The sequence below is a fragment of the Pseudomonas sp. 50_B genome (genome assembly GCF_017491625.1).
GTDB lineage: Bacteria > Pseudomonadota > Gammaproteobacteria > Pseudomonadales > Pseudomonadaceae > Aquipseudomonas > Aquipseudomonas danubii.
The window spans coordinates 24,630-32,164 of the sequence record NZ_JAFGYX010000038.1 but is presented as its reverse complement, the minus strand read 5'-3'; the positions used below and the strand labels follow the sequence as shown (position 1 = coordinate 32,164).

The following is a 7,535-nucleotide window of genomic DNA, read 5'->3' as shown; positions in this document are numbered from 1 at the left end:
CCCTAACCCCCAAGGAAGGCACACACCATGAGCCCCACCTCGCAACACACGGTTGTCCCCTACGGAGTCGCGATCCAGTCGGCCATCGCCGAAGGTCAGCTACCCCAGATGAAAGCCCTGCTGGCCAAGCGCGATCCGAAGCACGACGAGCCCAAGGATCTGAAAGCCGCCTACGAAAAACTGGCCAAGGAAGTCGCCCGCCTGGAACAGCACTAATCGCTGTTTCCCCGTCATTGAATGGAGGCAAAGCAAATGTCTGGTTCTATCTCCCAAGAAGGCCTGTTCCCCCTGAGCTACCGCATCGGTACCTCGCAACCCGGGGCCCCGACCCTGATTCTCAATCTGCTGGTCTACACCCCCGAGCACAGCGTGCGCGGCACTTCGTCCATCACTCAGGCGGTCAATCCGCCCCTGGACCTGCACAGCGATGTCTGGGGTCAGTACACCTACCTGACGGTCATGCCACCGAGCTCCAGCAAGATCCTCATCACCGCCCAGGGCAATCAGGGCGGCCCCGGTTCCAACTCCATCATCAACTTCAAGCTGCATCTGGTGGTCAGCGATGACTGGAAGGAAGGCGTGGCCAACTACCAGTACTACAACGGACACAGCTGGGTAACGGTCAATCAGGTCCCCGCCCATCTGCAGGAACCCGTGCAGTCGAGCACCCTCTCGGCCCCCCGCCATGGCCAGCCCAACCGTCCGCTGCCGCCGATCTCGGCGCTGTACGCGGCGCCGATCCACGGCGCCATCGCCAGCGGCGACCTGGCGCAGATGAAGAGCCTGCACAAGGTGGCCACCCAGCAACTGGAGCAGCTGCCGTTGATCCGCACGGCGCTGGAGGCGGCCAAGGCCGAGATCAGCAAGCACGAGCGGCGCTGACTGGCGACCGTCCAGCGAACCTGATGTCTTCCACAAGATAAGGAGTTGCAGCATGACAATCGGACTGTTCCATACCCGCCTCATCGTCGCCAACCCTGTGATCGGAGGGCCGGTGCTGACCCTCGATCTGCTGGTCAACACGCCGCAGAAGAAAGTCAGCGGCGTGGCCCGGGTGACTCAGAGCACCTCGCCACCGATGCACTTCCTCGCGGATGTCTGGGGCGACTACTCCCAGGTCAAACTGGACCCCTCCAGTGAAGGCCATATCATCCTCAACCTGACCGGCAACCCCAGCGGCCCTACCAGCCAGATTGCCGAAACCTTCCATCTGCAGGGCATTCTCGGCCTCGACTGGGCCAGCGGTTTCGCCAGCTATCGCTACCAGTACCAGGGCCATTGGCATGTGGTTCAGCATGCCGCCGTGAGCCAGGCGCCGGTGGATCAAGCGGCCAACGCCGATCTGGCGCCCAAGGACGATCAACGGCACCTGTATCCGCAGCCACTGTATGCCGTGGCGCTGCAACAGGCCCAGAGCAGCGGCGATCTGACGCGGCTCAAGGCGCTGGTGGCTCAGGGCGAGCAGCAACTGGCCAACAGTGACAACCTGAGCCAGGCAGTGCAGCAATTGCAGGCGGAAATCAGCCGCCTGGAACGTCGCTGAGTCCAGGCACCCGGGGCCGGCCGACACAGGTCGGCCCCAGGGTTGCGGTAAACCGATCGCGCCATTGCCGCACAAGGAAGGCGCGCCTATTTCGATGGGTTGGTGCCGCGCACCGCTGGGTGCGCAAGGATCTTTCATGTCAGACAGTCTCCCCGCCCGCTACCTCAGCGAAACCGACCTCAAGCGCTATGTGCCGGTGCACGTGGTCTGGGAAATCACCCTCGCCTGCGACCTCAAGTGCCTGCATTGCGGCTCCCGGGCCGGGCATCGGCGCCCCGGCGAATTGAACACCCAGGAATGCCTGTCGGTGATCGACTCCATCGCCGCCCTGGGCACTCGGGAAGTCACCCTGATCGGCGGCGAAGCCTATTTGCGCAAGGACTGGACGCGACTGATCCAGGCCATCCACGACCACGGCATGTACGTGGCGATCCAGACCGGCGGACGCAACCTGACCCCCGCCAAGATGCAGGCCGCGGTGGACGCCGGGCTCAATGGCGTCGGCGTGTCCCTGGACGGCCTGGCGCCGCTGCACGACGCGGTGCGCAATGTACCCGGCTCGTTCGACAAGGCCCTGGACACCCTGCGCCGGGCCAAGCAGGCCGGGCTCAAGGTCAGCGTCAACACCCAGATCGGCGCCGCCACCCTGCCCGACCTGCCGGCCCTGATGGAACTGATCATCGACGCCGGTGCCAGCCACTGGCAGATCCAACTGACGGTGGCCATGGGCAACGCCGTGGATCACCCGGAGCTGCTGTTGCAACCCTATCAACTGCTGGAAGTGATGCCGCTGCTGGCCCGCTTGTATCGCGAAGGCGAAGAGCGCGGCTTGCTGATGAATGTGGGCAACAACATCGGCTACTACGGCCCCTACGAACACATGTGGCGCGGTTTTGGCGACGACCGCGTGCACTGGAGCGGCTGCGCCGCGGGGCAGACGGTGCTGGCCCTGGAAGCCGACGGCACGGTCAAGGGCTGTCCGTCCCTGGCCACCGTCGGATTCTCCGGCGGCAATGTGCGCAGCATGAGCCTGCACGACATCTGGCACTACAGCGAAGGCATGCACTTCGGCCGCCTGCGCTCGGTGGACGATCTGTGGGGCTACTGCCGCACCTGCTACTACAACGACGTGTGCCGCGGCGGCTGCACCTGGACCTCGCATTCGCTGCTGGGCAAGCCGGGGAACAACCCCTACTGCCATTACCGGACCCTGGACCTGCAGAAAAAAGGCCTGCGCGAGCGCATCGTCAAACTCGAAGACGCCGGCCCCGCCTCTTTTTCGGTGGGCCGCTTCGACCTGATCACCGAGCGCATCGACACCGGCGAGGCGGTCTCCAGCGTCAGCGACAGCGGCCAGGTGATCAAGCTGGCCTGGGCCAACCAGGGCCACGCCTCCCCCGAAGAAGGCCGCATCCCGCCACGCCTGGCCCTGTGCCGCAGTTGCCTGGAGTACATCCACGCCCATGAAAGCACCTGCCCCCACTGCCACGCCGATGTCGCCGCAGCCGAGGCCCGGCACCAGCAAGACCGCCTGCGCCAGCAGGCGCTGATCAACACCCTGCACCAGTTGCTGGGCATGCCCCAGGAGCAACCGCGCCTGTAACCTGCGCCAGCCGCCACCGCGCCAACCCCAGGCGCGGCGGCGGTCATGGCGGCTCTGGCAAGCAGGGAACAGCCATCCAAAAAACTCCGGGCAAGGCCGGTAAGGGCTTTGCCATGGCAGTTCGTCCACAGGCCCGAGCGCCTGCGCGCCTGCGGTGCAAGTTTTTGCGCACTTCATCAAACAGCAGTCGCCACCCTGTACTAGGATACGAGGCGACCCTTTGTCGGTCAGCGCAAACAGGAGGTAAATCACGCGCGACCCAAACTCGTTGTTATAAGGCAGTCCTTCCACACCTTCACATTCATGGATGAAATGATGAACTCACAAGTACTGTTTCCACATATTGGCAAGGTCATCGCCAGCACCGGCAGCCGCAGTTTCCCGCGCATGCTGCACGACCTGATACTCACCCAACTGGCTGTGGACGCCACTCACATCACCCAACTGCGCACCGCCCCGGAACAAGCCACTGGCAGAACCGGCAATACCCTGATGCAGAGCAGTCACCCGCTGTACAGCGATCTGCACGCCAGCAATGACCCGCTGCTGCACACGGGCTTTCCCGAGCAGCCCGACGAGCCCTGCGGCAGCCCGCCACTGCTGCGGCACCGGGGCAACGCGGACCCGGCGCAACTGCACCTGACCGGTCGCAAGGATTCGTACCACTTCGTGCTGTCGGTGTACCGCAGCAGCCAGGAGCAGAGCTTTTCCCCCCAGGAACGCCTGCTGCTGGAGGACATCTCGCCGCTGCTGCTGCCCATGGTGGAAAACCACATCAGCGCGCTGCAGCCGCGCAGCGACTCTGCCGAGCAGGACCGCGCCGCCATCGAGGGCCTGGCGACCGTGCGCCTGCGCTTTGCCGAGCGCCTGGAGCAGTCCGGGCTGCGCCTGTCCAACCGCGAGCTGGAAGTCTGTGTCGGGCTGCTGGCCGGGCGCACCGCACCGCAGTTGGCCGAGCAGCTCAAGCTCAAGGTCAATACCGTCGAAAGCTACTTGAAGCGCGCCGCCATCAAGCTCGGCATCAGTGGTCGCCACTCCCTGCTGCGCTGGATGTACTCGCCCCAGGCACAGGCGCCAGGCACCCGCGATGACGCGCCGGCCTGATCCGCCAATGGCCTTGACCCCGTAACCCCGCCCCGCCGGCCCCTGAGCCGGCGGTTCTGTCTGTGGGCCGCTCAATCCCGGGCCAGGGCCTCGATCGGGTCCAGCCGGGCGGCGTTGCGCGCCGGAACGAAGCCGAAGACGATGCCGATCAGGGTCGAACAGGCGAACGCGGTGACGATCGAGCCCATGGAAAACACCATCTCCCATTCCTTGATGAACAGGGTGAACAGGTAGCCGATGGCAAACGACAGGGCGATGCCGATGGCCCCGCCAATCAGGCAGACCATCACCGCCTCCACCAGGAACTGCTGGCGGATGTCCGACTGCCGCGCCCCCACCGCCATGCGAATGCCGATCTCCCGGGTCCGTTCGGTGACCGACACCAGCATGATGTTCATCACCCCGATGCCGCCGACCACCAGGGAAATCACCGCGATCAGCGACAAGAGCAAGGCCAGGGAGCGGCTGGTGCGCTGCACCGTCTGCATGATGCTGTCGAGGTTGTTGGTGAAGAAGTCCTTGGTGCCATGGCGCTGCTCCATGAGCTTCTTCACATGCTCCTCCACCACTTTGCTCGGCTGGCCGTCCTTGATCTTCACGCTGATGCTGTCCAGGTGGCGCTGGCCCAGCACCCGCCCCGCCGCCGTCTCGTAAGGCAGCCAGACGTTGAGCAGGTTGCTGGCGGCGAACATGTTCTTGTTCTCGGCCGTGACCCCGATCACCGTGCACGGCAGGTTGCCCACCAGGATCACCTGCCCCAGGGGGTCCACATCGGGACCGAACAGGCGGTTGCGCGTGTTGTGGTCGATCACCACCACCTGGGCCTGGCGCCGGGCATCGTTCTCGCTGAAGGCGATGCCCGCCGCCAGCTTGAGATCGCGAACCTTGAAGTACAGGTGGCTGACACCGTTGACCGTGGCATTGAGGTCGATGTTGCCGTAGCGCAGCAGCAGGCTGCGGCCCACCATCGGCGTGGCGCTGTCGACGTAGTACAGCTGGTTCAGGGCCGTCACGTCGGCGGGCATCAGGGTCTGGATTGCCGCCGCCCGGCTGTCGCCGAAACTGGCCCCGGGGAAGATGTCGATGGTGTTGCTGCCGATGGCCTGGATGTCCTTGAGCACGTAGCGCTTGGCCCCCTCGCCAATGGCCACGATGGACACCACCGAGGTGATGCCGATGACGATCCCGAGCATGGTCAGCAAAGTGCGCATGCGGTGCGAGACCAGCGCCACCCAGGCCATGACGAAGGCTTCCTTGAACAGCCCGAGGCTGGCCACCAGGCGTCGTGCTCCGCCCGGCCGGGTGCTCACCGGGGGTTGCGCCGGCTCCTCGTCCACCCCGCGCGCATTGACCCGGTCGCTGACGATCTCGCCGTCGCGCACTTCGATGATGCGCTCGGCGTTGGCCGCCACCTGAGGATCGTGGGTGACGATGATCACCGTATGCCCCAGGGCATGCAGTTCCTGGAGAATGCCCATCACCTCCTTGCCGCTGTGGCTGTCCAGGGCCCCGGTGGGTTCGTCGGCGAGGATCACTTCGCCGCCGTTCATCAGGGCCCGGGCGATGCTCACCCGCTGTTGCTGGCCGCCGGACAACTGGTTGGGCCGGTTCGCCAGGTGCCCGGACAGCCCCAGGCGCGCCAGCAGCTCCCGGGCCCGGCCATGGCGCTTGACTTGCGGGGTGCCGGCGTAGATCGCCGGCATCTCGACGTTGTGCAGGGCACTCAAGTGCGGCAACAAGTGATAACGCTGGAAGATGAAACCGAAATAGTCCCGGCGCAGCTCCGCCAGGGCCTGATCGTCCAGGTCGCGGGTTTCCTGGCCGTTGACCTTGTAGCTGCCGGCCGTGGCGTAGTCGAGGCAACCGAGGAGGTTCATCAGGGTCGACTTGCCGGAGCCCGAGGCCCCGGTGATCGCCACCATTTCCCCGGCCTGGATGCTCAGGTCGATGTGTTTCAGGGCCAGGAACTCCCGCTCCCCGGCGGTGAAGCTGCGGCTGATGCCCTTGAGCTCCAACAATGGCTGGGTCATGGTCAGGCCCCTGCCGTGCCGGGCAGCGGATCGCCGATCACCACCTGGTCGCCCTCCGCCAGGCCGTCCTTGATCTGCACCTTGACGTTGTTGTTGATCCCGGTGCTGACGTTGCGCGACTGGGCATGGCCCTTGGCGTCCAGCACCCGCACCGCGAAGCGGCCATCGGCGTTGCGCGGCCCCAGGGCGGCCACCGGCACCATCAGCACATCCTTGGCGGTGTCGAGGACGATGCGCACCTGGGCGGTCATGGAGATGCGCAGCCGGTGGTCCGGGTTGGGCACGTCGAACAGGGCGTTGTAGAACACCGCGGTGTTCTGCTTGGGGGTGCCGGCGGTCTGGGTTTCGAGGAAGTTCTGCGGTGCCGGCTCAGTGCCCCGCAGCTTGGCGTAATAGCGCCTGTCGGCCTCGCCGAGGATGGTGAAGTACACCTGCTGGCCGGGAGCGATATGGATCACGTCGGCCTCCGAGACCTGGGCCTTGACGGTCATGGTGTCCAGGTCCGCGAGTTTCAGCAGCACCGGCGCCAGCTGGTTGGCGATCACCGTCTGGCCTTCCTGGGTCACCACCCCCACCACATCGCCGTCAATCGGCGCGACGATGCGGGTGTAGGCCAGGTTGACCTTGGCGGTGTCGATCTGGATATGGGCGCTCTTGATCTGCGCGTCCAGGGACAGCAGGTTGGCACGCTGCACCTCGTAGTTGGACTCGGCGGTCTCGAAATCCTGCTGGGAAATCGACGCGTCCGACTGCAGGTCGCGGTAGCGCTCGTAGATGGCCTTGGTTTCCTTGAGCTGGGCCGCGGTGGCGCGGCGCTTGGCTTGCAGGTTTTCCTCGTCCACCTGGGCCTGGCGCAGGGTGTTCTGCAACACCAGGGGATCGATTTCCGCCAGCCACTGGCCCTTCTTCACCTTGTCCCCGACCTTGACCTTGAGCGACTTCAACTGCCCGGAAACCTGGGCCCCGACGTCCACCTGCTTGATGCCCTCCAGCAGGCCCGAGGCCAGGACCGCGTTCTCGATGTCTCCCCGCTCGACCCGGGCGGTCAGGTACTGCGGCGGCTCTGCCGGCGCCCGCACCGTATAGAAAATCAATCCGGCCACAACCACCAGCAACAGCCCCATACCGATTTTGCGAAACTTCGACTTTTCCATAGATGACCACAAGTGCGTTGAGGGCGGGCTCCACCGGCCAGCGGCGAGCCCCCTTACAGAACACCGTGCTGCCGTAGTGAGCGGTGTTCCAGATGAATGAA

7 protein-coding genes are annotated in these 7,535 nt (G+C 65.1%); 5 read left to right on the top strand and 2 right to left on the bottom strand.

What is annotated here, in order from left to right; all coding sequences use genetic code 11:
• Window positions 1–27: 27 nt before the first annotated feature.
• The 5 genes from J5M73_RS29905 to J5M73_RS29885 all read left to right on the top strand — a co-directional run bounded on the left by J5M73_RS29905 (window position 28) and on the right by J5M73_RS29885 (window position 4,250).
• Window positions 28–216: a DUF1843 domain-containing protein gene (locus J5M73_RS29905; RefSeq protein ID WP_102863589.1), complete on the top strand. Its 189-nt coding sequence runs from the start codon at window positions 28–30 to the stop codon at window positions 214–216.
• A 36-nt stretch (window positions 217–252) separates the two neighbouring features.
• On the top strand, window positions 253–882 hold the full coding sequence (locus tag J5M73_RS29900; RefSeq protein WP_207167364.1) for a DUF1842 domain-containing protein: 630 nt from the start codon (window positions 253–255) through the stop codon (window positions 880–882).
• 52 nt (window positions 883–934) lie between these two features.
• The gene (locus J5M73_RS29895; RefSeq protein WP_102863591.1) at window positions 935–1,543 is read left to right on the top strand and encodes a DUF1842 domain-containing protein; all 609 of its coding nucleotides are present in this window, start codon (window positions 935–937) and stop codon (window positions 1,541–1,543) included.
• Between the two features lie 136 nt (window positions 1,544–1,679).
• Entirely contained in the window at window positions 1,680–3,146 is a 1,467-nt protein-coding gene (locus J5M73_RS29890; protein WP_102863592.1) for a GDL motif peptide-associated radical SAM/SPASM maturase, read from the top strand.
• 315 nt (window positions 3,147–3,461) lie between these two features.
• Window positions 3,462–4,250: a helix-turn-helix transcriptional regulator gene (locus J5M73_RS29885; protein WP_102863593.1), complete on the top strand. Its 789-nt coding sequence runs from the start codon at window positions 3,462–3,464 to the stop codon at window positions 4,248–4,250.
• A gap of 71 nt (window positions 4,251–4,321) precedes the next feature.
• On the opposite strand, the gene J5M73_RS29880 is transcribed toward J5M73_RS29885, so the two are convergent.
• Together J5M73_RS29880 and macA are read right to left on the bottom strand one after the other, a co-directional pair.
• Complete coding sequence (locus J5M73_RS29880) at window positions 4,322–6,280, bottom strand: MacB family efflux pump subunit (protein ID WP_102882414.1); 1,959 nt, start codon at window positions 6,278–6,280, stop codon at window positions 4,322–4,324.
• A gap of 2 nt (window positions 6,281–6,282) precedes the next feature.
• Window positions 6,283–7,434, bottom strand: a complete 1,152-nt coding sequence (gene macA / locus J5M73_RS29875; RefSeq protein ID WP_102863595.1) for a macrolide transporter subunit MacA — start codon at window positions 7,432–7,434, stop codon at window positions 6,283–6,285.
• Window positions 7,435–7,535: the final 101 nt, after the last annotated feature.